The 22,671-nt window shown below is 68.6% G+C and carries 21 protein-coding genes; 12 read left to right on the plus strand and 9 right to left on the minus strand.

The annotated features are described in order from the left end of the window. Positions 1–164 precede the first annotated feature (164 nt). On the plus strand, positions 165–1,139 hold the full coding sequence (locus AC07NF_RS08745) for an alpha/beta fold hydrolase (RefSeq protein ID WP_494633746.1): 975 nt from the start codon (positions 165–167) through the stop codon (positions 1,137–1,139). A 118-nt stretch (positions 1,140–1,257) separates the two neighbouring features. Here AC07NF_RS08745 and AC07NF_RS08750 read toward each other — a convergent pair whose 3' ends face one another. Together AC07NF_RS08750 and rnhB are read right to left on the minus strand one after the other, a co-directional pair. Continuing rightward, entirely contained in the window at positions 1,258–2,334 is a 1,077-nt protein-coding gene (locus AC07NF_RS08750; RefSeq protein ID WP_492813901.1) for a site-specific DNA-methyltransferase, read from the minus strand. Between the two features lie 137 nt (positions 2,335–2,471). After that, positions 2,472–3,110, minus strand: coding sequence for a ribonuclease HII (rnhB, locus tag AC07NF_RS08755; protein ID WP_494633748.1), 639 nt, complete (start codon positions 3,108–3,110; stop codon positions 2,472–2,474). A gap of 119 nt (positions 3,111–3,229) precedes the next feature. On the opposite strand from rnhB, the gene AC07NF_RS08760 reads away from it, so the two are divergent. From AC07NF_RS08760 to AC07NF_RS08780, 5 genes are all read left to right on the plus strand, one after another. Beyond that, the gene (locus AC07NF_RS08760; protein ID WP_494633750.1) at positions 3,230–5,215 is read left to right on the plus strand and encodes an acyltransferase family protein; all 1,986 of its coding nucleotides are present in this window, start codon (positions 3,230–3,232) and stop codon (positions 5,213–5,215) included. Then, the gene (locus AC07NF_RS08765) at positions 5,212–6,102 is read left to right on the plus strand and encodes a glycoside hydrolase family 16 protein (protein ID WP_494633752.1); all 891 of its coding nucleotides are present in this window, start codon (positions 5,212–5,214) and stop codon (positions 6,100–6,102) included. The genes AC07NF_RS08760 and AC07NF_RS08765 overlap by 4 nt, the downstream gene beginning before the upstream one ends. A 45-nt stretch (positions 6,103–6,147) precedes the next feature. Next, positions 6,148–6,690: a hypothetical protein gene (locus AC07NF_RS08770; protein ID WP_494633754.1), complete on the plus strand. Its 543-nt coding sequence runs from the start codon at positions 6,148–6,150 to the stop codon at positions 6,688–6,690. 68 nt (positions 6,691–6,758) lie between these two features. Further along, a complete protein-coding gene (locus AC07NF_RS08775) occupies positions 6,759–7,367 on the plus strand; it encodes a DsbA family protein (RefSeq protein ID WP_494633756.1) in 609 nt (202 codons plus the stop codon). A gap of 40 nt (positions 7,368–7,407) precedes the next feature. Further along, positions 7,408–8,760: an MFS transporter gene (locus AC07NF_RS08780; protein ID WP_494633862.1), complete on the plus strand. Its 1,353-nt coding sequence runs from the start codon at positions 7,408–7,410 to the stop codon at positions 8,758–8,760. Here the strand turns inward: AC07NF_RS08780 and AC07NF_RS08785 are convergent. Then, a complete protein-coding gene (locus AC07NF_RS08785; RefSeq protein WP_494633758.1) occupies positions 8,757–9,347 on the minus strand; it encodes a DNA-3-methyladenine glycosylase I in 591 nt (196 codons plus the stop codon). The two genes, AC07NF_RS08780 and AC07NF_RS08785, sit on opposite strands and share 4 nt — an antisense overlap. Positions 9,348–9,475: 128 nt before the next feature. On the opposite strand from AC07NF_RS08785, the gene AC07NF_RS08790 reads away from it, so the two are divergent. Next, a complete protein-coding gene (locus AC07NF_RS08790; protein ID WP_291877584.1) occupies positions 9,476–9,901 on the plus strand; it encodes a hypothetical protein in 426 nt (141 codons plus the stop codon). Here the strand turns inward: AC07NF_RS08790 and ygfZ are convergent. Further along, positions 9,898–10,698, minus strand: coding sequence for a CAF17-like 4Fe-4S cluster assembly/insertion protein YgfZ (gene ygfZ, locus AC07NF_RS08795; protein WP_494633760.1), 801 nt, complete (start codon positions 10,696–10,698; stop codon positions 9,898–9,900). The two genes, AC07NF_RS08790 and ygfZ, sit on opposite strands and share 4 nt — an antisense overlap. 127 nt (positions 10,699–10,825) lie before the next feature. Here ygfZ and AC07NF_RS08800 point away from each other — a divergent pair, with 127 nt between their 5' ends. Further along, positions 10,826–11,986 carry a glycosyltransferase family 9 protein gene (locus AC07NF_RS08800; protein ID WP_494633762.1) on the plus strand — a complete coding sequence of 387 codons (1,161 nt, stop codon included), beginning with the start codon at positions 10,826–10,828 and terminating at the stop codon, positions 11,984–11,986. Positions 11,987–12,096: 110 nt separating this feature from the next. Then, positions 12,097–13,431 carry a dihydroorotase gene (locus tag AC07NF_RS08805; protein ID WP_494633766.1) on the plus strand — a complete coding sequence of 445 codons (1,335 nt, stop codon included), beginning with the start codon at positions 12,097–12,099 and terminating at the stop codon, positions 13,429–13,431. Here AC07NF_RS08805 and AC07NF_RS08810 read toward each other — a convergent pair. Together AC07NF_RS08810 and AC07NF_RS08815 are read right to left on the minus strand one after the other, a co-directional pair. Beyond that, positions 13,428–14,636, minus strand: coding sequence for an RNA polymerase sigma factor (locus AC07NF_RS08810; RefSeq protein ID WP_494633768.1), 1,209 nt, complete (start codon positions 14,634–14,636; stop codon positions 13,428–13,430). The genes AC07NF_RS08805 and AC07NF_RS08810 overlap by 4 nt on opposite strands. After that, on the minus strand, positions 14,637–14,984 hold the full coding sequence (locus AC07NF_RS08815; protein ID WP_492813921.1) for a YciI family protein: 348 nt from the start codon (positions 14,982–14,984) through the stop codon (positions 14,637–14,639). 114 nt (positions 14,985–15,098) lie between these two features. Between AC07NF_RS08815 and AC07NF_RS08820 the strand changes: the two genes are divergently transcribed. Then, entirely contained in the window at positions 15,099–16,889 is a 1,791-nt protein-coding gene (locus AC07NF_RS08820) for a feruloyl-CoA synthase (RefSeq protein WP_494633771.1), read from the plus strand. On the opposite strand, the gene AC07NF_RS08825 is transcribed toward AC07NF_RS08820, so the two are convergent. Next, positions 16,876–17,517 carry a lysoplasmalogenase family protein gene (locus AC07NF_RS08825; protein ID WP_494633773.1) on the minus strand — a complete coding sequence of 214 codons (642 nt, stop codon included), beginning with the start codon at positions 17,515–17,517 and terminating at the stop codon, positions 16,876–16,878. The genes AC07NF_RS08820 and AC07NF_RS08825 overlap by 14 nt on opposite strands. A gap of 116 nt (positions 17,518–17,633) precedes the next feature. Here AC07NF_RS08825 and AC07NF_RS08830 point away from each other — a divergent pair, with 116 nt between their 5' ends. After that, positions 17,634–19,172 carry an acetolactate synthase large subunit gene (locus AC07NF_RS08830; protein WP_494633775.1) on the plus strand — a complete coding sequence of 513 codons (1,539 nt, stop codon included), beginning with the start codon at positions 17,634–17,636 and terminating at the stop codon, positions 19,170–19,172. Here AC07NF_RS08830 and AC07NF_RS08835 read toward each other — a convergent pair. Both AC07NF_RS08835 and AC07NF_RS08840 read right to left on the minus strand, forming a co-directional pair. Continuing rightward, positions 19,169–19,951 (minus strand): SGNH/GDSL hydrolase family protein, encoded by a 783-nt coding sequence (locus AC07NF_RS08835; protein ID WP_494633777.1) that lies wholly within the window; start codon positions 19,949–19,951, stop codon positions 19,169–19,171. The two genes, AC07NF_RS08830 and AC07NF_RS08835, sit on opposite strands and share 4 nt — an antisense overlap. Before the next feature lie 87 nt (positions 19,952–20,038). Continuing rightward, entirely contained in the window at positions 20,039–21,391 is a 1,353-nt protein-coding gene (locus AC07NF_RS08840) for a hypothetical protein (protein WP_494633779.1), read from the minus strand. A 163-nt stretch (positions 21,392–21,554) separates the two neighbouring features. Here AC07NF_RS08840 and AC07NF_RS08845 point away from each other — a divergent pair, with 163 nt between their 5' ends. After that, positions 21,555–22,652 carry an MBL fold metallo-hydrolase gene (locus AC07NF_RS08845; protein WP_494633782.1) on the plus strand — a complete coding sequence of 366 codons (1,098 nt, stop codon included), beginning with the start codon at positions 21,555–21,557 and terminating at the stop codon, positions 22,650–22,652. The last annotated feature ends 19 nt before the right edge of the window (positions 22,653–22,671 follow it).

Genomic DNA, 22,671 nt, shown 5'->3' on the forward strand with positions numbered 1-22,671 from the left:
ACGACGAGAACTACAAATGTAATTCATGCGGTCCAGGCGAGCTCTAGCTTGGGGACCATGCAGCCTTGGGAAAATTTATCGCAAGGCCTCTGCGCCGTAAACACTTGGCCTGGATCGGCGCGGCTCTAGCCTTAGGCGCAGCGCAAATGTGTGTTGCGGGGCCTGTGACCGGGCCTCTGGACTATACGCAGCCTGGCCAACTCGTCCCTGTATCCGGTGGAAGACTGCTGAATCTACGCTGCGTTGGAGAAGGGCCGACGACGGTCATTCTCGACGCTGGCGGTGGTCGCTTCAGCACCGCCTGGCGGAAGGTGCAGGGCGAAATCGCCAAGTTCGCGCGCGTCTGTTCCTACGACCGGGCCGGGTACGGCTTTAGCAGTCCCAACGACCGTCCTTCGACGGCGACCAATATCGTGGATGATCTACATCAGGCCCTTGGTCGGGCGGAGATCCGCTCGCCGCTGGTTCTGGTCGGACATTCAGCAGGGGGTCTTTATGCGACGCTCTATGCCGACCTCTATCCCTCCGAGGTCGCAGGGCTTGTTCTCGTGGATCCCGGATTCGCCAGTCAGAGCCACGACAACGTCCTGGCTGCCTGGTCAGGTTATCCCGATATCCTCGCCGAGCAGCGCGCCAAGCAGGTTGAAGGCGGGAAGCTCATGCGAAAATGCGCCGATCTTGCGCGAGCAGGACGACTGAAGACCAGCCTGGGCTCGTGCCCCTGCATCACCACGCCCAAGGATCAGCCTGAACTGGCCAGCTACATTGCGGACTACTGCAGTGGACCTAAACAGTACGAGGGCATGTTGGCCGAAGAGGCCGCGCTGACCGGCATCATCGGCGAACCGACATCGATTTCCAACGAACAGGAGGCCGCCGCCGCTCGCGCGTTCGGAAGCATGCCTCTGACGGTTCTGACCAATGCCTCTGGCTGGAGCTATACGAGGAACGCGGATCTCAACGCGCGGCTGACGATGGTTTGGCGGGCCGGTCACGTGGGCCTGGCGGCCAGGTCCACAAGAGGCAAGGTCATTGTCGTTCCGCGATCTGGCCACACCATCCAGGGGGATCAACCGGGCGCGGTAATCGACGCCATCCGGGAAGTCGTCGGGGATGTTCAGGCTTCACGCCACGAATGATCGCGCCTCACATTCGAAACCCGCCAGGACGTCAACCGTGCGAACGTCCCACTAGGGTCGAACGTCGACCTCCAACCTTTCGGCAGCGGCCGGGCTACGAGCGCCAGGCCTACGAGGCCTAGTTCATGCCCGCGCGCACCTGCGCCCGCAGCACGTCGATGGGGGCCAGGCCGGCGTCGGTCTTGAAGTGCCAGTAGGTCCAGCCGTTGCAGGCCGGGGCCGATTGGACCAGGGCGCCGATCTTGTGGATCGAGCCTGACAGGTCGCCGACCGTGATCGAGCCGTCCGGACGCACCTTGGCGGCGTGGTTGCCCTTGCTGCAGTACAGCGTGTCACCAGGCGACAGCAGGCCGGTCTCGACGATGGTGCCGAAAGGCACGCGCGGCTCGGCGCGCTTGCTGCCCATGACCTCGAGGTCTTCCGGCGCGATCGGCACGACCTTGGCGATGCGGGCCTTGGCGTGTTCCAGATATTCGGCCTCGCGCTCGATGCCGATGAACTTGCGGCCCAGGCGCTTGGCGGCCGCGCCCGTGGTGCCGACGCCGAAGAACGGATCCAGGATCACGTCGCCCGGCTTGGTCGTCGACATGATGACCCGGTACAGCAGCGCTTCCGGCTTCTGGGTCGGGTGCGCCTTCTGGCCGTCGGCGCCCTTGATGCGCTCCTCGCCGGTGCACAGCGGGATGGTCCAGTCCGAGCGCATCTGCACCTCGTCATTGGCCATCTTCAGGGCGTCATAGTTGAAGGTGTAGCGCTTGGCGTTCTGGCTCTTGGAGGCCCAGATCAGGGTCTCGTGAGCGTTGGCGAAGCGGGTGCCCTTGAAGTTGGGCATCGGGTTGGACTTGCGCCAGACGATGTCGTTGAGGATCCAGAAGCCCAGGTCCTGCACGGCCACGCCGACGCGGAAGATGTTGTGATAGCTGCCGATCACCCAGATCGCGCCGTCGTCCTTCAGGACTCGACGGGCGGCCTTCAGCCACGCGCGGGTGAACTGGTCGTAGGCGGCGAAGCTCTCGAACTGGTCCCAGTGGTCGTCGACCGCGTCGACCTTGGAATTGTCGGGACGCAGCAGGTCGCCGCCCAGCTGAAGATTGTAGGGCGGGTCGGCGAAGATCAGGTCGACCGACTTCTCCGGCAGGGCGTTCATCTGCTCGATGCAGTCGCCCAGAATGATGGTTTCCGGCCCGAACTTCATGGTCCCGTTCCTTTAGAAAGCGAACGGAATCATGAGTCTTGCTGGTAAATGCGACGTGTGCAGACGTGGTTAGCGGGGCGTTAACTCTACCCGAAAGCGACCTTTTGAGTCTGATCAGACTCAAAACCTCTTTGTGATCAGAGGGCTAGGTCTTCGGGCGCGGCAAGCTCGCCGGCCAGGGCGGCCTTCACCGGCGCCCAGCCCAGCCGGTGGATCGGCGAAGGGCCAAGCTTGCGCAAGCCTTCGACGTGGATCGGGGCGTGGTAGCCCTTGTGGCCGGCGAAGCCGTAGCCGGGATAGACCGCGTCCATCTCGACCATGATCCGGTCGCGGGCTTCCTTGGCCAGGATCGAGGCGGCGGCGATCGAGCATGACAGGCTGTCGCCCTTGACCACGGTCTTGATCGGGCAGGGTAGCTTGAAGGCGTAGTTGCCGTCGACCAGCGCGATGGCCGGGGTCACCGACAGGCCCTCGATGGCGCGGCACATGGCCAGGCCGGCGGCGTGCAGGATGTTGAGCTGCGCGATCTCGTCGATCGAGGCCATGCCGACGCACCACGAGATGGCGACGGCCTTGATCTCTTCCTCCAGGGCCGCGCGGGCCTTGGCGGTGAGTTTCTTGGAGTCGTTCAGGCCCTTGGGGATGCGGTCGGGATCCAGGATCACCGCGCCGGCGCTGACCGGCCCGGCCCAGGGACCGCGCCCGGCCTCGTCCACCCCGCAGACAGGGCCCTGTCCGCAGGCCAGTTCCAGCATCATGTCGGGTCCGGTGCGCATGGATCGGTGTTTAGGCCGGTTCGCGAGAGCGGAAAAGAAGTTTACGGATGTAATTATTTCTCTTGACGATGAGGCTTGGTCTCGCTCACGTGATTACGGCTGTAGTTTCGGGGGCGAGCATGGGTCTGGACTATCGACGCGACATCGACGGGCTGCGGGCCGTCGCGGTGGGGGCCATCGTCATCCATCACGCCTTTCCCACCCTGTTGCCCGGCGGCTTCGTCGGGGTGGACGTGTTTTTCGTCATCTCGGGCTACCTGATCACCCGGATCATCGCCGAGGCCCGCGAAGCCGGGAGCTTCTCGTGGGGCGGGTTCTATCTGCGCCGAGCGCGGCGGATCGTGCCGGCCTATCTGCTGGTGGTGCTGGTCACGGCGGCGCTGGCGGTCTGGATCGAGATGCCGCGCCTCCTGGCCATGACCGGCGCGGCGACGGCGGCTTCGGGCCTGTTCGTCGCCAACATCCTGTTCACCCAGACCGCCGGCTATTTCGCGCCGGGCGCCCAGCAGAACCCTCTGCTGCACCTGTGGTCGCTGGGTGTGGAGGAGCAGTTCTACCTGCTCTGGCCGGCCCTGATCGCGCTGCTGTCGCTGAAGCCGCTGCGAGGGATGCGGGCGACCCTGGCGCTGGTGTTGCTGGTCGGCTCGCTGGTGCTGGCCCAGGCGACGGTGACTACCAACTGGGCGTTCTTCGGCCTGCCGATGCGGGCGTGGGAGTTCCTGGCTGGCGGGGTGCTGGCCCTGGGTCTGGTCAAGCCTCCAGAGGACCGGACGACGGCCAAGCTGGCGGGGATTCTCGGCGGGCTGGCGATCGCCGGCAGCCTCATCTGGCTGAACGAGGCCAGCGCCTTTCCGGGGCTGTCGGCGGTTCCGGTCTGCCTGGGGACGGCGCTGCTGGTCTGGAGCGGCTCGGGCGCTTTCCGGGGCCTGGCCCCGCTGCGCTGGGCGCCGGTCGTCGGGCTGGGGAAGATCTCGTACTCGTTCTATCTGTGGCACTGGCCGTTGCTGGTCTTGGCCGCCGATGTCGCCCAGCAGCCGCTGACCGCGCCGCAACGCCTGGGCCTGGTCGGGCTGGCGCTGGTCCTGGCGATCCTCAGCTGGCGCTTCGTCGAGCAGCCTTTCCGACGGGGGGCGACCGACCGGCCTTGGCGGCGCCTGGGCCTGATGCTGCTGCCGCTGCTGGCCCCGATCGCCGTGGGCGCGCTGCTGTTCTTCACCCATGGCCTGCCCGGCCGCCTGTTACCCGAGGCCAAGGCCCTGGCCGACCTGGAGGACACCGACGTCAATCCGGCCCGCCAGGCCTGTTTCGAGAACGCCCGCAAGGCCAAGCTCGAGGACTGCCGGTTCGGCGCGACATCGGGTGTGGCGGGCGACGACGTCCTGGTCTGGGGCGACTCCCACGCGGATGCGGTGACTCCCGGCGTCGTGGACTGGGCCATGGCGCGCGGCTGGAGCGTCCGCGAGGTGGCCCGAGGCGGCTGCCCGCCGCTGGTCGGCGTCAGTGTCCGGACGATGTACCGCTTCAAGCTGGAATGCGGGGCGGCTGCCGACCAGGTCCTGGACCGGATCACCGCCGACAAGCGGCTGAAGCTGGTGGTGCTGGCCGCTCGCTGGCCGCTCTATCGCGACGCGCCGCCGTTCTACGACGTCAACTCGCCGCGCGTGACCATGCAGGCCGGCGGCAAGCGCACGGGCTTGGCCGCGCCGCTGGGCCGCACGCTGCGGGCCATCGCCCAGCGCCGTCCCGATCTGCGGGTGCTGATCATCGGTCCGGTCCCGGAGCTGACCCTGGGCGCGCCGGAATGCCTGGGGCAGTCCGCCCAGTTGGGCCTGAAGCCTGGGCGGTGCGCCAGCGTCGACGCCGAATTGCCCCTCTCGCGCGCCGGTCCAGCCGAGGACGCCATCCGCGCGGCCATCCAGGATCGGCGCGGCGTCGCGGCGGTTTTCCCGTCGCAGACCCTGTGCGTCAACGGCCGCTGCCAGGCGATGATGGACGGCGAGCCGATCTATTTCGACGACGACCACCTCAGCGCCTCGGGCGCGCGGCGGCTGGTCCCGGCCTGGCTTGACGTGGGGTGGCAGGCGCTTGAGCATCCCAGGCCATGAGCCTCAAGTCGATCGTCGCCGCCCTCGCCCTGTTGTCCGCCGCCGCGCCCGTCGCCCACGCCGAGGAAGGCTGGAAACTGGTCTGGTCCGACGAGTTCGACGGCGACCGGCTGGATCAGAGCAAATGGAACTACGCCGCCGACTGCGGCGGCGGGGGCAATGACGAGCGCCAGTGCTACGAGCTCAGTCCCGAGACGGTGTCGGTCAAGGACGGCCTGCTGCGGCTGACCACGATCAAGCGCAAGACGCGGGGCCTGGCCAATCCGTGGGCTGGTCCGACCGGGCCGATGAAGACCGGCGACTACGCCTCGGGCAAGATCCTGACCCAGGGCCTGGCCAGCTGGCGCTACGGCCGGTTCGAGGCGCGGGCGCGGGTTCCGGGCGGCCAGGGCGTGTGGCCGGCGATCTGGATGATGCCCGAGCTGTCGACCTATGGCGGCTGGCCCAAGTCCGGCGAGATCGACATCCTGGAGACGGTGAACCTGGGCGCACCCTGTGCGCCCGAGGTCTGTCAGGGTGGGCGCGAGAACCGGATCTTCGGCACCATCCACTTCGCGGGCGACGCGGCCGGGACGCACAAGCAGGTCAGCACCGGCGCGTCGATGCCGGCCTCGCCGGACGGCTTCCACGTCTATGGGGTGGAGTGGACGCCCGAGGCGATCACTTGGTTCGTGGACGGACAACAATACGCCCAGGCCAAGGCCGCCGACTGGAAGCGTGACGACAAGGACGTCAGTGCCGCGCCGTTCGACCAGCCTTTCCACCTGATCCTGAACCTGGCCTTCGGCGGTCGCTGGCCCGAGGGCGCCAATGCCAAGGGCGTCGACGAGGCGGTTCTGCCGGCGACCATGGAGGTCGACTGGGTGCGGGTCAGCCAGCGGCCCTAGTGCGCGGCGTCGCCTCGCTCTAGAAGCGGGGCCGGGGGACCCTTGATGACGCTGCTGACCTACGCCGTGCCGCTGCTGTGGCTGATCGCTTCGGCCGGGACGTTCTTCCTGGTGTTCAAGCCCCAGCCGCGCTGGCCGCTGGTTGGCACGCCCGCGCGGGCCCTGGTCGCGTTCATCGTGGTGTTCCTGGCTGGCGGCGCCCTGACCGCCGTGACCCGTCCGGACGACACGCCCGCGCCCAAGCTCGTCATCCCGGCGCGTCCGGCGACCTTGCCCCTGCCGGCGCTGGTTCGCGCCCATCCCGAGACCTACCTGACCCTGGGCAAGGTGACGTTCATCCGGAGCAAGACCGGTTCGTTGCTGGCCACCGGGCGGGCCAACAACATCTCGGGCCTGCCGCTGAAGGACCCGACGATCCGCTGCCGGATGCTGAGCGGCGACGTCTCGCCGGGAACAATCTCGGCCACGGTCCGCACGACCGTGCCGGCCGGCGGCAGCCTGATCTTCGCGGCGGTCGACATGGGCCGGGTCGACGGTCCCTGGGACCACGCCGACTGCGACGTCACCAAGGCCCAGGTCGCCGGCTAGCGCGGCGTGCGCCTTGCGGAGGCCACAACCGCCCGTATGGTGTCGCTTCCGGCTTTTGGGAGCAGCTGATGCGTAGTGTGAAGATCGCGGTCGCCGCGTTGATGGCTTTGGCCCTGGCGGCATGCGGCCAGCAGAAGGCCTACCAGGCGCTGCCGGACGACATGGATATGGGCAACAAGGACGCCAAGATCACGGTCGTCGAATACGCCTCGGTCGGCTGCCCGATCTGCGCCAAGTGGCAGAAGGACGTCTATCCGGCCTTCAAGGCCAAGTATGTCGACACCGGCAAGGTCCACTACGTGTTCCGCGAGATGCTGGTCGGCGGCAGCGAAGAGGTGACCGTGGCCGCGGGCGGCTTCCTGCTGGCGCGCTGCGCGGGCAAGGACAAATACTTCGCCGTCAACGACGCGATCTTCGCCGCCCAGCCGGGCATCTTCTACTCGCCGCGCGAAACCCTGTCGGACATCGCCAAGTCGGTGGGCATGAGCGAGGACCAGTTCCAGAAGTGCGTCAGCGACGAGGCCCAGATGGCGGCCCTGAACACGCGCGTGCAGAACAACGCCAAGGCCCACGACGTCAACGCCACCCCGACCTTCGAGGTCAACGGTCGCAAGATGGAGCCGGGCTACCACTCCCTGGCCGAGATCGACGCGGCGATCGAGAATGCGGGCAAATAACGAACGGCGTTCGGCGGGGCGTTGCGCCCCGCCTTGAGCCCTGGCACGGTCCGCCTCGGCGGGGCCGCCGTGTCGCGAGGAGCCTTTCGTGACTCCATTTCATCATCTGCTGGCCAACAACCTCGTGGCCAACATCACCAACTTCACGGTCTGGTTCGCCCTGACCTTCTACGTCTATCTGGAGACCCGTTCGGTCTTCGCCACCGGCATGATCGCCGGCGTCTATCTGGTGCTGACCGCCGTATCGGGCATCTGGTTCGGCAGCCTGGTCGATCATCATCGCAAGAAGACGGCGATGGCCGGGTCCAGCGTCGTGTCGCTGGGCTTCTACGCCCTGTCCCTGGCCTTGCTGGCGGCGGCCCCGAAGGGCGCGATCGCCGATGTCGGCCGGCCGTGGTTGTGGAGCCTGATCGGCCTGACCATGCTGGGCGTGATCGCCGGCAATGTCCGCGGCATCGCCCTGCCGACCCTGGTGACGATCCTGGTGCCCGAGGACCGGCGCGACAAGGCCAATGGCCTGGTGGGCATGGTCACGGGCATCGGCTTTTTGACCACCTCGGTGATCAGCGGCTTCCTGGTGGCCTGGGGCGGCATGACCGCCACGTTGCTGTTCGCGGCGGGATTCACCGTCTTGGCCCTGCTGCATCTGTTGCCGATCAAGGTGGATGAGCCCCGTCCGCATCCGGACGCGCCGACCGAGCCGCGCAAGGTCGACCTGCCGGGCACGATCAAGGTCATCGCCGCCGTGCCGGGCCTGTTCGCCCTGATCTTCTTCGCGACCTTCAACAACTTCCTGGGCGGCATCTTCATGGCGCTGCTGGACGCCTATGGCCTGTCGCTGGTCTCGGTGCAGACCTGGGGCCTGCTGTTTGGCGTGCTGTCGGTGGCCTTCATCGTCAGCGGCGTCGCCATCAGCCGCACGGGCCTGGGACCCAGTCCCCTGCGCACCCTGCTGCTGGTCAACCTGATCACCTGGTCGGTGTGCTGCGTCTTCACCCTGAAGTCGTCGATCATCCTGCTGGCGATCGGCTGCTTCATCTGGATGGCGCTGGGCCCCTATGCCGAGGCGGCCGAGCAGACCACCTTGCAGAAGGTGGTGCCGTTGGAGCGCCAGGGCCGAGTGTTCGGCTTCGCCCAGTCGGTCGAGCAGGCGGCCTCGCCGCTGACGGCCTTCCTGATCGGACCGCTGACCCAGTTCATCGTCATTCCGTTCATGACCAACGGCGCGGGGGCGACAGCGATCGGCGATTGGTTCGGACGCGGCGCCGACCGGGGCATCGCCCTGGTCTTCACCGTGGCCGGCGTGATCGGGGTCATCGCGACCGTGCTGGCCTTCAACTCCCGCCCTTACAAGCGGCTGTCGGCGGTCTATGCCCGCGGCGAGGCGACCTAGACCCGCTTCGCCATCGCCTTGCATTCCTCATGGCGGAAGCAGGTCGTCAGATGGTCATTGACCAGGCCGGTGGCTTCCATGAAGGCGTAGACGATCACCGGGCCGCAGAACTTGAAGCCCTTGGCCTTCAGGGCCTTGGACATCTCGACGGCCAACGGGGTCTGGGTCGGCACCTCGCCGGCCTGCCACTGGTTCTGGATCGGCGCGCCGCCGACCATGTCCCACAGGAACTGGCCGAAGTCCTCGCCGCGCTCGCGCATGTCCAGATAGATCCGCGCGCCCGAGATGGCCGCGTCGATCTTGCCGTTCGAGCGGATGATGCCGGCGTCGGCCATCAGCCGGGCGCGGTCGGTTTCGTCGAAGCGGGCGACCTTCTCGGGATCGAAGTTGGCGAAGGCGGCGCGGAAGGCCTCGCGCTTGCGCAGGATGGTGATCCACGACAGCCCGGCCTGGAAACCGTCCAAGACGAGCTTCTCCCACAGGGCGCGGCTGTCCCACTCGGGCACGCCCCATTCGTGGTCGTGATAGGCCTCGTAGAACGGGTCGCCGTTCATGCCTTTCCAGGTACAGCGTGTGGGCTCGGTCATGCGGCGAAGCTAGCAGAAGATCACCGGCTGACTAGAACTTTTGGGGAACATTGGTTCACGAGCGACTGAATTGTCCGTCTCGCGCGTTGGAAGGCCAGAGGGATCGAACCAACGGAGGAAAGACGCTGATGAAGCGCCTCAAGACCTTGGCCATGCTGGCCCTGGCGACCACGGCCATGACCGCCACGCCGGTGCTGGCCCAGCGCCACCACGACCGCGACAACAATCCGCCCGGCCCGCGCGGCGGCCCCGGCACCAACTGGGAGAACCCGCCCGGCTGGCGCGGCGGTCCCGGCGCCTCGCCCGACCGTCGCTACTATCGCTGGAAGGGCCAGCGGGTCGAGTTCCGCTATCGCGACGGCTACTACTACAACCGCGCCTACGGCTATTATCACCCGCGCTTCGGCTGGTGGAATCCGCGCGCCAAGTGCTGGTTCGACAACGACAACAACCCGCCCGGTCCGCGCGGCGGTCCCGGCACCAACTGGGAAAACCCGCCCGGTTGGCGGGGTGGTCCGGGCGCCTCGCCCGATCGCTACGGCAGCTGCCGCTAGATGAGCCAGGCCGGCCGGTCCACCGTGACCGGCCGGCCTTCGACTGTCAGGTCGGCGCCTTCGATCCGGTCCAGTCGCAGGATGGCCATCGCCCGGCCATCGGCGCCGCTCAGCACCTCGCCCGCCCGCAGGCTGCCGCCGGCCAGCACTTCGGTCCCGAAGGCCGGAGCAGGGCCGTCGAAGGTGATCGGCAGCATGCGGTTCTTGATCGTCCCGCGCCGCTTCATGCGGCTGGTGGTCTCCTGGCCGACGAAGCAGCCCTTCTTGAAGTCGATGCCGGCCAAGAGGTCGAAGTCGGCCTCGATCGGATAGTTCGCCTCGCTGCCCCAGTCGGCCGGGCCGGGCACGCCCAGGGACAGGCGCCAGGCGTCGTAGTCGGCCTCGGTGCTCTCGGCCTCGCAGTGGCCATAGGCGCGCGCGCCCAGGGCCGGCAGGCGCGGGTCGGCGTAACCGCCGTCCATAGGCTCGCCGAACGCGGCGATGACTTTGAAGTCGCTGGGCTCCAGCGTCACCTTGGCCCGCAGGCGGTACATGGAAAGACGCGTCAGGATCGCGTCGCGGTGCTCGGCCGCCACGTCGAGCAGAGCTCCGTCGCCCATCTCCTCCGGGTTTGCCGCCACGAACACGTCGTAGAGCAGCTTGCCTTGCGGGGTCAGCAAGGCCGCGAAGCGCAGCTCGCCCGGCTGGATGGTCTCGACGTCCTGGGTCAGCAAGCCTTGCAGGAAGCTCTTCCAGTCCGGACCGGACACGGCGATGACGGCGCGGGACGTCAGATGGGCGGTGCGAAGCGAGCTCATGACCGCGATATAGGCCTGCCCTCGCCGGACCGCCAATGCGGTCGCGCGACGTTCGGTCGCAGGAAGGTAAAAGCTTAACCGCTATAGCGGGATGCGCCGACTCAACGACCGGCCTATAGATGGTCCGATGACACAGCGGGCCTTCCCGATTCTTTTCATCACGGCCACACGCATCGGTGATGCGGTGCTGTCGTCCGGCCTGATCAAAATGCTGGCCGACCAGATCCCCAACGCTCGCTTCACCATCGTCGCCGGCCCTCTGGCCGCGCCGCTGTTCGCCCATGTGCCGGGCCTGGACCGCGTGATCGTGATGGAAAAGGCCAAGGGGAAGGGCAAGAGCCACTGGTTCAAGCTCTGGAACCAGGTGCGCCACAAGAAGTGGAGCCTGGTCGTCGACCTGCGCGGCAGCGCCACGGCCCTCTTCCTGCGCCGCGACAAACGGGCGATCTGGAAGAAGCTGCCCGGCGACGTGGTGCACAAGGTGGTCGACGCCGCCCGCACGCTGAAGCTGGAGGGCGATCCGCCCGCGCCGCACCTCTACATCTCGCCCGACGTCCAGGCCCTGGCCGACGAGCTGCTGGGCGAAGGCGGGCCGATCCTGGCCATGGGTCCGGCCTCGAACTGGATCGGCAAGGTCTGGCCGATCGAACGCTTCACCCAGACGGCGGCCCAGTTGCTGGACAAGGACGGCCCGATGGCCGGCGGCCGGCTGCTGATCCTGGGCGGTCCGGAAGACACCCGCATGGTCGAGGAGCTGCGCATGGCCTCGGCCCGCGGCCGGACCATCGACCTGACCGGCAAGGTGGATTTGCTGACCGCCTATGCCTGCCTGAAGCGCGCGCGGCTGTTCATCGGCAATGACTCGGGCCTGATGCACATCGCCGCCGCCGCCGGCGCGCCGACCATCGGCCTATTCGGTCCCTCGGACGAGCGCCGCTACGGCCCCTGGGGCGACCGCGCCGAAGCCGTGCGCGGCCCGCGCAGCTTCGACCAGTTCATGGCCATCGACCCGGACCTCTCCCAGGCCATCCGCCACATGAGCGACCTGCCGGTGGCGACGGTGCTCAAGGCCGCCAAGGCCTTGCTGGCCCGCACCGAACCCGAGGCCGAGCTCTCGCCGCAGGAAGCGGTGGTCGAGGAAGCGATCGCGGAAGAGGTCGCTGAGGCTGAAGCCGCTTCGGAACCGGTCGCTGAAGAAGCGGCTGAGTACCTCGAACTCGAAGCCGCCGCCGCCCATTCCCGCGAAGGCGATGATCCAGCCGAGCGAGACAAGACGGTGCGCGACTAGGCCGCCCGTCCGCATGGATCCCGGCTTTCGCGGGGATGAGCGGATATTTTGTTGATCGGGGCGTGAGGCGGACCTAGACCCGCTGAAATCCATTCGCAGGAGCCGTCCCCATGACCCAGACCTTCGACCTGATCGTGCGTGGGGGCGAGGTGGTGAACCACGCGGGGCGCGGGATCACCGACATCGGCGTGCGGAACGGCAAGATCGTCGCGATCGGCGACCTGTCCCAGGCCTCGGCCGGCGAGATTTTTGACGCCGGCGGCCTGACTGTCCTGCCGGGCGTGATCGACAGCCAGGTGCATTTCCGCGAGCCGGGCCTGGAGTGGAAGGAAGATCTCGAGAGCGGCTCGCGCGGCGCGGCCCTGGGCGGCGTGGTCGCCGTCTTCGAGATGCCCAACACCGAGCCGACCACCACCGACCCGGACGCCTTGGCCGACAAGCTGTCGCGGGCCAAGAACCGCATGCACACCGACCACGCCTTCTATGTCGGCGGCACGCATGAGAACGCCAACTTCCTGGGTGAACTGGAGCGCCTGCCGGGCTGCTGCGGCATCAAGGTGTTCATGGGCGCCTCGACGGGCAGCCTGCTGGTCCAGGACGATGAAGGCGTCGAGAATGTGCTGCGCCACGTGAACCGTCGCGCCGCTTTCCACTCCGAGGACGAATACCGCCTGGCCGAGCGCCGCCACCTGGCCCGCCCCGGCGACTGGACCAGCCACCCCGAGGTGCGCGACGCCCAGGCCGCCCTGCAGTCGACCCACCGCCTGGTCCGCATCGCCAAGAACCTTGGCAAGCGCATCCACGTGCTGCACGTCACGACCAAGGAAGAGATCGACTTCCTGGCCCAGAACAAGGACGTCGCCAGCGTCGAGGTCACGCCCCAGCACCTGACCCTGGTCGCGCCCGAGGCCTATGAGCGCCTGAAGGGCTTTGCCCAGATGAACCCGCCGATCCGCTCGGCCGACCACGTGGCCGGCGTCTGGCGCGGCATCGAGGCCGGCATCGCCGACGTGCTGGGTTCGGATCACGCCCCCCACACCCGCGAGGAGAAGGCCCGGCCCTATCCGGCCTCGCCCTCGGGCATGCCGGGCGTCCAGACCCTGGTGCCGGTCATGCTGACCCACGTGGTCGACGGCAAGCTGAGCCTGGAGCGCTTCGTCGACCTGACCAGCCACGGCGTCAACCGCGTGTTCGGCCTGGCCGACAAGGGCCGCCTGGCCGAAGGCTTCGACGCCGACTTCACCATCGTCGACATGAAGGCTCGCAAGGTCATCACCCACGAGCAGATGGCCAACCGCGCCGGCTGGACCCCGTTCGACGGCTTCGAGGCCAAGGCCTGGCCGGTGGCGACCATCGTGCGCGGTATCGTGGTCATGCGCGACGACGAGATCGTCGCCGAGGGCCGTGGCGAGCCGGTGCGGTTCCTGGAAACCCTTGCCCGCTAGAGGTCGCTCCGTCGGCGGAGTAGCCACAGGCGTTCCGCCGGTCCCGGCGCCAGGTCGATCGCCCGGTCATAGGCGGCCAGCGCCTCGTCGCGCCGGCCCAGCCGGGCCAGCAGATCAGCGCGCACCGCATGGAACGGCTGGAAGTCCGCCAGCCGGGCCGCGTCCAGCGCCTCGATCTCCGCCAGAGCCACGGCCGGCCCGCCCAGCTCGGCCAGGACCACGGCGCGGTTGATTCGCACGAACGGATCATCCCGGTCGGCCAGATCATACAGCGCCAGCACGGCCGACCACGGCGGCGGCTCGGCCAGCGAACGGCGCACGCACCAGACCCCGTGCAGGGCCGCCCGCAGCTGGCGCGGTCCGGGCCGGTTCAGCCGCGCGGCGCGGCGCAGCAGGGCGTCGGCTTCGTGGATCAGCGGCCGGCTCCATAGCCTCGGATCCTGCTCCGACAGCGGGACCATCGCCCCGTCCGCGTCCAGTCGCGCCGGCCGCCGGGCCTCGGCGAACCGCACCGTGGCGGCGAAGGCCAGGCACTCGGGCTCGTCGGGCAAGAGCTCGCCCAGGACGGCGGTCAGGGTCAGCATCTCGCGGGCGTAGCCGGCATGCTGCCCGGCTCCAGCGGCGTCCTCGTGGGCGCGGGCATAGGCGACTTCCAGGGTCGAGAGCACCGCCGCCAGGCGCTCGGGCCAGGCTTCGGGTCCCGGGACCTCGAACGACACCCCGGCCTGGGCGATCTTCTTCTTGGCGCGGGTCAGGCGCTGGAACATGGCGGGTTCGGCGACCAGGAAGGCGCGAGCGATCTCCTGCACGGTCAGGCCGCAGACCAGCCGCAGGGTCAGGGCCGCGCGGGCCTCGGGCGCGACGGCCGGGTGGCAGCAGACGAAGATCAGCCGCAGCCGCTCGTCCGGGATCAGGCGGGCGTCGGAGGCCAGGATGTCCTCCGCCGTGGCCTCGGGCTCGGGCGCGTCCGGCGCCAGGCGGGTGCGGACGTTCCGCTTGCGGATCATATCCAGCGCGCATCGCCGCGCCGTGGCGTAAAGCCAGGCCGCCGGGTCCAGGGGCGGAGCCGCCGGCCAGACGGCGGCGGCCCGCGCGCAGGCCTCGGCATAGGCCTCCTCGGCCAGGTCCAGGTCGCGGAAGGTCGCGGCCAGGGCGGCGACAATCCGCCCCCCGGCCTCCCGCGCGGTCTGGTCGAGGGTGACCAACTAGCAGTCCGTGGTCGGGCGCACCTCGACCGAGCCATCGCCGGCCAGCGGGATGCGTTTGGCGACCGCCATGGCCGCGTCCAGGTCGGGAACCTCGACCAGATAGAACCCGCCCAGCTGCTCGCGCGCCTCGGCGAACGGACCGTCATGCAGCGCGTATTGGCCCCCGCTCTTGCGCAGGGTGGTGGCCGTGTCGCCGGTGTTCAGGCCCGAGCCGCCCCGCAGGATGCCCTCTTCCTCCAGCGCCTTGGCCAGGGCCATGTGGGCGGTGATGATCTCGTCCAGCGCGCGGCCGTTGTCGCCGCGATAGAGCTCTTCGTTCTCGTAGATCAGCAGGGCGTATTGCATCTTTGGTCTCCCATGAGCGCGCGGCGATCGCGACGCTTCGACCTGAGAGACGCGCGGGTTCGGTGGGATTCGACAGGTCTTGGAAAAAATGTCGAGGGGGGCGCATAACAGGCCATGGACGGATCAGCCTCTAACACCGCCCCCTTTCGCGACGCTCGTTACGCGCCCCGCGCGCTGGAAGTTGAGCGGCTGGGAGAGACGCTGATCCTGCGCAATCCCATGCCCTATTCGGACGCGGTCCAGACCACGACGCAGCCGCTGGCCCGCTGGGCGATCGAGGCGGCGGATAGGATCTGGCTGGCTGAACGCGACGGTGATGACTGGCGGACGGTGACCTACGCCCAGGCCAAGGACCGGGTGGCCGCCCTGACCGGTGGTCTCCAGGGTCTGGGTCTCTCGCGCGGCCAACCGCTGCTGATCCTGGCGCGCAACGGGATCGACCACGCCCTGATCGCCTATGCCGCCATGAGCCTGGGCGCGCCGGCCGCGCCGGTCTCGCCGCAGTACGGGCTGAAGGGCGCGGACCTCACCCGCCTGCAGCACGCCGTCGAGCGCCTGAAGCCCGCCGCCGTCTATGCCGACGACGCCGAGGCCTTCGGCGACGCCCTGGCCGCGCCGTTCCTGGCCGGCCTGCCGGTCGTCGTCAGTCGCAATGCGCGACCCGGCGACGTGGTCTTCGACGATTTACTGAAGAGCGAACCGGTCGAACCCGTCGCCCGTCCGGACGACGTCGCCAAGCTGCTGCTGACCTCCGGCTCGACGGGGCGGCCCAAGGCGGTGGTCTGCACCCACGCCAACATCGCGCTGAACGCGGCCCAGATCCAAGGCTGCTACGCCGACCCCGAGCCGCCGGTGCTGGTCAATTCCGCGCCCTGGAGCCACAGCCTGGGCGCCAACGCCATCCTGCACATGGTGCTGCACCGGGGCGGGACGCTGTACGTCGACGCCGGCCAGCCCGTGCCCGGCAAGTTCGCCGAGACTGTCCGCAACCTCTCCGAGGTGGCGACGACCTATCACAACATGGTCCCGGCTGGCTGGGGGCTGTTCGTCGGCGAGCTGGAGCGCGACGAGGCCCTGGCGACCAAGTTCTTCGAGAAGGTCCGGGTGATCCAGTACGGCGGCGCCTCGATGGCCCAGTCGATCCTGGACCGCGTTCAGGCCGTGGCGGTGCGCACCGTCGGTGAGCGGATCACCTTCGCGGCCGGCTATGGCGCGACCGAGACCGGGCCGACGGCCTGCAACATCCATTGGCTGAACGCCCGCTCAGGCATGGTCGGCCTGCCGACTCCGGGCACGGCGGTGAAGCTGGTCCCGGCCGGCGACGGGGGCAAGTTCGAGATCAGGGTCAAGGGGCCGCAGGTCTCGCCGGGGTATCTGGATCAGCCGGAAGCCACGGCGCAGGCCTTCGACGAGGATGGCTTCTATCGCCTGGGCGACGCGGCGCGGCTGGCCGATCCGGAGGATCCGGCGGCGGGCTTGGTGTTCGACGGGCGGCTTGTGGAGAACTTCAAGCTGGCCAGCGGGACGTTCGTGGCGGCCGGGGCGCTGCGAGTGGCGGCGGTGTCGGCGATCGGCGGCGTGGTGTCCGACGCGGTGGTCTGCGGCGAGGGGCAGGACGGGGTTGGCCTGATGCTGTTCCTGGACGCCAAGGCGTGCGAGCGGCTCGGGGACACAGACGCCGTCCGTGGTCAGATCTTCGAAGGCCTTTCGCGGATGAATGCGGCGGCCAAGGGCGGCGGCGGCAAGATCGCCCGCGCCTTGATCTTGGACGGCGCGCCCGACGCGGCCAGCGGCGAGCTGACCGACAAGGGCTATATCAACCAGGCCATGGCGAGGGACCGGCGGCCGAAAGAGCTCGAGCGGCTGTTTTCGGCGACGCCGGATGCCGGGGTCATGCGGTTCTAGACTGCAGCGTACGCGCGACGCCGACGCAGATCAGCATCTGGCCGAAATAGTACAGACCCCACACCGCCAGCCCGGTCGCCAGATTGTCCGGCAGCGGACCCAGGCGGGCGAAGATCAGCAGGTCCGACAGCACGAACATCAACGCCCCGCGCCCGACACTCTTGTGCGGGAAGTGGCTGCCCAGGGCCGTGGCGGCCATCACCGACAGGAAGACGCTGTAGAGGGCGATGCCCGGCGCGGCGGCGCGGTCGGCGGGCAGCATCCAGGCGATGGCCGTGACCGCCGGGATCAGGACCAGCGGCGCCAGGGCGGCGCTTCGCCGATGGCGCAGATAAAGACCGCTGGCGACGAGGTGGCCCAGCAGGAAGGCGATGGCCCCGACGGTCAGGCCGTGGGTCTCCAGCAAGACGTCACCGGCCGCGCCCAGAGCCATGACCCCGACCAGTAGCCAGCCGTCCAGGGATCGTGCTCGCAGCGCCGCATGCAGCGCCAGCAGGGCGACGCCGGCCCCTTTCCAGGCGGTCTCGGCCAGCGGCGGCAGCTCGACGACCCAGGTCGCGACATAGCTGACGCCGGCGATGACGGACGCGACCAGCGTCCAGCGCGCGGCCGGGCTCATGGCCTTCATGGCAAATTTTCCCCCCGTTTTGTCGGCCAGACTGCAATAGCTGCCATCGGGAGCGCAACCGGGTTGGCGGCCTTGCCGAAATGTCGGAGACAGGAGGCATAAGTTCGGAGGAACGCATGAACGGCGCGGACGCCCTGATCACCACCCTGGCCGACAACGGGGTCACCGCCTGCTTCGCCAATCCCGGCACCAGCGAGATGCAGTTCGTCTCGGCCCTGGACCGCGAGCCGCGCATGCGCTCGGTTTTGTGCTTGTTCGAAGGCGTGGCGACCGGGGCCGCCGATGGCTATGGCCGCATGGCCGGCAAACCCGCCTGCACCCTGCTGCACCTGGGGCCCGGCTACGCCAACGGCGCGGCCAACCTGCACAACGCCCGCAGAGCGTACACGTCCATCGTCAACGTCATCGGCGACCACGCCACCTATCACCGGGGCTTCGACGCGCCGCTGAACAGCGACATCGCCGCCCTGGCCGCGCCCAACTCGCTGTGGGTCAAGTCGGCCGAGAGCGCCGACAGCGTCGGACCGCTGACCGCCGAGGCCATCGTCGCCAGCTACGGGACGCCCGGCGGCAATGCCTGCCTGGTGCTGCCCGCCGACGCGGCCTGGAACGAGGCGACCGTGAAGGGGCCGGTGGTGACGCCGCCGAGCTTCGCCAAGCCCGATAAAGCCGCCGTCGACTCCGTCGCCAAGGCGCTGTCCTTGGCCAAGAAGCCGGTGCTGCTGCTGGGCTCGGGCGCTTGCGGCGAAGTCGCCCTGGCCGCCGCTGGGCGTCTCGCGGCGCATGGCGTGCGCGTTCTGACCGACACCTTCACCGCCCGCCAGGCGCGGGGCGAAGGCCGCTTCCGTCCCGACAAGCTGCCCTATTTCGGCGAGCAGGCCCTGAAGGACCTGGACGGCGTCGACCTGATGATTCTGGTCTCGACCGCCCGGCCGGTGGCCTTCTTCGCCTATCCCGACCGGCCCAGTGTGCTCGTGCCGGAAGGCTGCTCGGTGGAGACCCTGTGCGGCCGCGAGATCGATGCGGCGGCGGCGCTGAACGCCCTGGCCGATGCGGTCGGCGCGCCGGCGTCAGGCCCCGTCGAGACCTATGCCGCGCCCGAAGCGCCGGCCGGCCGCTTCGACGCCTGGGCCATCGGCGCATCGATCGCCAAGCACATGCCGACGGGCGCGGTGATCTCTGACGACGCGGTGACCGCCGGCCTGCCGATCTTCACCCAGACCAAGGCGGCCCGCGCTCACGAGTGGCTGTCGCTGACCGGCGGCGCGATCGGGCAGGGTATCCCGTTGGCGCTGGGCGCGGCGGTGGCCTGTCCCGACCGCAAGGTGCTGGCCCTGACCGGCGACGGCGCGGGCATGTACACGGTGCAGGGCCTGTGGACGATCGTCCGCGAGCAGCTGGACGTCACGGTCGTGGTCTTCGCCAACCACGCCTATCGGATCCTCGGCATCGAGCTGGGCCGCACCGGCGCCGGCAATCCGGGACCGGCGGCCTCGCGGCTGCTGGATCTGGGTGATCCGCGCATCGACTGGGTGCAGATGGCTCAGGGTATGGGCATGGCCGCCGAGCGCGCGGCGACGGCCGAGGCCTTCGACGACGCCTTCGCCCGCGCCATGGCGACGCCCGGCCCACGGCTGATCGAGGCAGCGCTCTAGCGGAGGGCGGCGTCCAAAGCTTCGGCGATGGCGGTCATGGCCGCCAGGTTCGGGTGATAGGGCGCGGCGCCCGGAGCCGGGTAGCCGTTCATCCACGGCTGCGCCGCGCAGGCGTCGTGGTTGCGACTGAACTCCGAGGTGGTGATCACCCAGGCGTCGCTGGCGGCCGCCGCCTCTCGCGTGATCGCCAGCAGCCGCGCGGCCTTGGCCCGCGCCGCGTCGGCGTCCGCATCGCTCAGCGGCGTGGCGGCGCAGGATCCCTGTGGCGGCAGGATCGTCGGATACTCGACCAGCACGATCTTGGCCTTCGGCGCCTGCTCGCGGATCGCCGCGACCATGCCGGTCATGGCCGTCTTCAGAGCGGCGTAGTCCGCCTCGCTGGCTGTCGTCGCCGGCGCACAATTGGCCTCGCCCAGCTTGCGGCACGAGGCGCCATAGAGCCCGCCGACCAGGCCGATGTCGTTGCCGCCGATGGTGACGGTGACCAGGGCTGTGTCGGCCGTCACGGCATCGATCTGGGCCGGTAGCTCGCCCCAGGGCTGGAGGATCGCCGAGGTCTTGGCCCCGCTGCAGCCGACATCGACCAGAGTCAGGCCGCGCTTGGCCGCCAGCTGGCTGGCGTAGTTCCGCGTCGACCGCGCGCAGCGGGCCGGCGCGCCTTCCTGGTAGGGCGCGACGCCCAGTCCGGCGGCGTAGGAGCTGCCCATCGAGACGTAGCGCTCACCCGCCTGGGCAGCGGTGGCGAGCAGGGCGAAGGCGAGGGTCAGGGCGCGGAGCATGATCCAGCCTAGCCAGCCCTTAGGCCAAAAAGAAAGCCCGCCCGGATCGCTCCGGGCGGGCTGACTTGTTCAAGCTCTAGGCTGGGATCAGCCCTTGACCTTGTTGGTCGGCAGCTTGCAGCCGCCGCCGATGCCCTTGGCCTGGACGCAGGAGAGGAACTCCTTGGCGGCCGGCTTGGCGACGCCGGTCGGATAGCCCAGCACCCAGCCCGGCAGACCGTCCGAGCAGGCGACTTCGACGAAGCCTTCGGTTTCGGTCGAGCCGATCACGCGGGCGTCAGACACCTTGCACGAGGCCTTGTTGAAGCCGACCAGGTCCTGGCTCAGACGCGCGAACTGCGTGTCCTTCTTGGTGAAGCTGCAGCGATAGCCGTTGAACTCGGCCGTCAGGCAGTCGAACACCGTGCCGCCGGTGGCGGTGAACACGGCGATGCCGCCCACTTCGCTGCCCTTGCACTTCAGCTCGACGATTTCCTTCTTCGGGTCGTTGGTCGGCAGCATGCCGTACTTCTCGACGTCGCAGGGGAAACCGGCCTTGGTGGCCAGCTTGCTGTAGAAGCCGGCTTGCTCGGTCTGCGCCGCGACCGCGTCGGTCATGGTGCAGCCGCCGCCGACGAAGCCGGCCTGGGCGCAGGGGATGGCCCGAGCGAAGGCGCCGTTGGCCGCCGTCTGCTGGTACATGTAGCCCTTGCCGTCCTGGCACGAGACTTCGAAATAGTTGTCGGTCTTGGTGCTGAGGACGTAGCGCTTGTCCTTGATGGCGCAGGTCGTGCCCGCGGCCGCGGCGCCGGTGTTCAGCGTGTTGACGACGGCCAGCTGGGTCTCACGGTTGGTGAGCTTGCAGCTGACATTGCCGCCTTCTTCGTACAGCAGGCAGCTGTTGACGGTGACTTCGCCGTTGATGTTCAGCGGCGAGACCGTCTGGACGATGTAGCCGGCGCCGCCCTTACAGGCGACTTCGAAGTACGAGTTCTTGGCGCCCGAGCCGATGGCGCGGGTGTTTTCGATGTCGCAGGTCGCGCCGCCCTTCTTGACGAACGGGGCCAGGCCCGCGCCGGGGTTGGCGTTGCCGGGCAGCACGCAGGCCAGGCCGCCGGTCTTGCCGTCCGGACCCGGCTGGCTCGATTCCAGGCAGGTGTAGATCTGCGGCGCGACGTCCTTCTTGGCGATCAGCGCGAAGCCCATGCCTTCGTTACAGGCGACTTCGTAGTACTTGGAGCCGGCCTTCTTGTCCTCGCCGATGAAGCGGGCGTCCGAAACCGTGCAGCCCGCGCCGGTGGCCTGGATCAGGGCCGGGGCGTCCTTCATGCCCGCTTCACGCGATTTCGCGTCGACAGCGGCGGGCTTGCCCTTCTCTTCCTTCTGCGCCGAAATAACGACTGCAGGGGTCAGAATGGCGACCGCGAGGGCGGCCGTCAGGCCGATCGCGAAACGCTTCATGGGAAATGTCTCCTGGGTGGATTCCTCGCGCGGACATAAGCGCGTGCGGGTACTAGGGGTCAAGATACCGTCCGACCTGGGCATGATGATGACTGGGTTCGGAGGCAAAAAATGGGTCAAATCAAGGGTGAGCGCCGGTTGAACGGCGTCTGAAGGGAACGGAATGCGCGACGGATTCGAAGATGGCGAAGCGCCGGAAGAGACTCAGGAGCCCCGGAAGGGCCGCCTGGTCTATCCGTTCGAGACCGCGCCCGAGCAGGGCTCGGGCCAGGCGGTCGAGGTCGCGCCGGGCGTCCTGTGGCTGCGCATGCCGCTGGGCGGCTCGCTGCAGTTCATCAATGTCTGGGCCATTGCCGACGGGGAAGGCTGGGCGGTGGTCGACACCGGCGTCCAGACCAAGGAGACCAGCCAGGCCTGGCGCGCGGCCTTCGCCGAGGCCCTGGGCGGCAAGCCGGTCACGCGGGTGATCTGCACCCACCTGCATCCCGACCATGTCGGCCTGGCCGGCTGGATGACCCGCAAGTTTGACTGCCGGCTGTGGATGACCCGCCTGGAATATTTCCAGTGCCGCATGCTGGTGGCCGACACCGGCCGCGCGGCGCCTGAGGACGGGGTGAAGTTCTTCCACGCCGCCGGCTGGGACGAGGACGCCATCGAGAACTACAAGGCCCGCTTCGGCGGCTTCGGCAAGGCGATCTACGCCCTGCCCGACAGCTATCGCCGGCTGTCGGACGGCGAGGACTTCGACATCGGCGGCAAGACCTGGCGGGTGGTGACGGGGCAGGGGCACTCGCCCGACCACGCCTGCCTGTGGTGCCCCGAGCTGAACGTGCTGATCTCGGGCGACCAGGTGCTGCCGCGCATTTCGTCCAACGTCTCGGTGTTCCCGACCGAGCCGGACGCCGATCCCTTGAGCGACTGGCTGCGGTCGCTGGCCAAGGTGAAGGCGGCCGTGCCGGACGAGGTGATCGTGCTGCCGGCCCACAACGATCCGTTCGAGGGATTGCACACCCGGATCGACGGCTTGATCTCCGGCCACGAGCGGGGCCTCTCGCGCTTGGAAAAGAAGCTGGCCGAGCCCAAGCGGGTGGTCGACACCTTCGGCGCCCTGTTCGCGCGGCCGATCGGGCCGGACCTGCTGGGCATGGCGACCGGCGAGGCGCTAGCGCACCTGAACTGCCTGATCGGCCGGGGACGCATCCGGCGCGACGTCGATGCGGAGGGTGTCGCCTGGTATTCGGCGATTTCTAGCGAAGCCTAAAAACGTCCGTTTGACATTT

This window comes from Caulobacter sp. GW821-FHT10A06, assembly GCF_059415805.1.

Excerpts from the sequence above, each read along its gene's own strand:
- AC07NF_RS08820 (WP_494633771.1), top strand. The coding sequence starts at position 15,099 with ATGGACGGATCAGCCTCTAACACCGCCCCCTTTCGCGACGCTCGTTAC.
- AC07NF_RS08750 (WP_492813901.1), bottom strand. The coding sequence starts at position 2,334 with ATGAAGTTCGGGCCGGAAACCATCATTCTGGGCGACTGCATCGAGCAG.
- AC07NF_RS08845 (WP_494633782.1), top strand. The coding sequence starts at position 21,555 with ATGCGCGACGGATTCGAAGATGGCGAAGCGCCGGAAGAGACTCAGGAG.
- AC07NF_RS08775 (WP_494633756.1), top strand. The coding sequence starts at position 6,759 with ATGCGTAGTGTGAAGATCGCGGTCGCCGCGTTGATGGCTTTGGCCCTG.
- AC07NF_RS08785 (WP_494633758.1), bottom strand. The coding sequence starts at position 9,347 with ATGACCGAGCCCACACGCTGTACCTGGAAAGGCATGAACGGCGACCCG.
- ygfZ (WP_494633760.1), bottom strand. The coding sequence starts at position 10,698 with ATGAGCTCGCTTCGCACCGCCCATCTGACGTCCCGCGCCGTCATCGCC.
- AC07NF_RS08840 (WP_494633779.1), bottom strand. The coding sequence starts at position 21,391 with ATGAAGCGTTTCGCGATCGGCCTGACGGCCGCCCTCGCGGTCGCCATT.
- AC07NF_RS08790 (WP_291877584.1), top strand. The coding sequence starts at position 9,476 with ATGAAGCGCCTCAAGACCTTGGCCATGCTGGCCCTGGCGACCACGGCC.
- AC07NF_RS08815 (WP_492813921.1), bottom strand. The coding sequence starts at position 14,984 with ATGCAATACGCCCTGCTGATCTACGAGAACGAAGAGCTCTATCGCGGC.
- AC07NF_RS08835 (WP_494633777.1), bottom strand. The coding sequence starts at position 19,951 with ATGCTCCGCGCCCTGACCCTCGCCTTCGCCCTGCTCGCCACCGCTGCC.
- AC07NF_RS08760 (WP_494633750.1), top strand. The coding sequence starts at position 3,230 with ATGGGTCTGGACTATCGACGCGACATCGACGGGCTGCGGGCCGTCGCG.
- AC07NF_RS08805 (WP_494633766.1), top strand. The coding sequence starts at position 12,097 with ATGACCCAGACCTTCGACCTGATCGTGCGTGGGGGCGAGGTGGTGAAC.
- AC07NF_RS08765 (WP_494633752.1), top strand. The coding sequence starts at position 5,212 with ATGAGCCTCAAGTCGATCGTCGCCGCCCTCGCCCTGTTGTCCGCCGCC.
- AC07NF_RS08770 (WP_494633754.1), top strand. The coding sequence starts at position 6,148 with ATGACGCTGCTGACCTACGCCGTGCCGCTGCTGTGGCTGATCGCTTCG.
- AC07NF_RS08825 (WP_494633773.1), bottom strand. The coding sequence starts at position 17,517 with ATGAAGGCCATGAGCCCGGCCGCGCGCTGGACGCTGGTCGCGTCCGTC.
- AC07NF_RS08830 (WP_494633775.1), top strand. The coding sequence starts at position 17,634 with ATGAACGGCGCGGACGCCCTGATCACCACCCTGGCCGACAACGGGGTC.
- AC07NF_RS08800 (WP_494633762.1), top strand. The coding sequence starts at position 10,826 with ATGACACAGCGGGCCTTCCCGATTCTTTTCATCACGGCCACACGCATC.
- rnhB (WP_494633748.1), bottom strand. The coding sequence starts at position 3,110 with ATGCGCACCGGACCCGACATGATGCTGGAACTGGCCTGCGGACAGGGC.